Source organism: Caballeronia sp. ATUFL_M2_KS44 (assembly GCF_023630965.1).
Lineage (GTDB): Bacteria > Pseudomonadota > Gammaproteobacteria > Burkholderiales > Burkholderiaceae > Caballeronia > Caballeronia concitans.
Genome location: NZ_JALQEA010000092.1, coordinates 1 through 329, shown reverse-complemented (window position 1 = coordinate 329; position 329 = coordinate 1). Strand labels below are relative to the sequence as shown.

Sequence of the window (329 nt, the reverse complement as noted above, 5' to 3'; positions counted from 1 at the left end):
CGGGTTCCGGCACGCTTGAATTCGAGCGCGGGGTCGGCGATCGTATCCTTCAGCAGCATCCCGCGATCGATCTCGAGATTGTGGAGCACGCGCCACGGCAACGCCCGGCCCTGGCGCGGCAGGACATCCAGGCCGCGCTGCACGTAGCCGGACTGCAACGAGCCCATGATCGATTCGTCGAGTCTCTCGCCGGACGGCGCATGCGCCGTCACCATGTCAAAACCTTCCGCATCCATATGCTGCATCAGGCGCCAGACATAGGCGGCCGCCATGTCGATTTTCAGCGTCCATGGCGCGTTCGTGTAACCGAACAGATAGGCGAAATTGGG

Annotated in this window: 1 pseudogene; it reads right to left on the bottom strand. The window is 62.9% G+C overall.

Annotated elements, in window-relative coordinates:
* A pseudogene (locus NCR39_RS29955) lies at nucleotides 1–329 on the bottom strand (FAD-containing monooxygenase EthA); the annotation flags it as partial.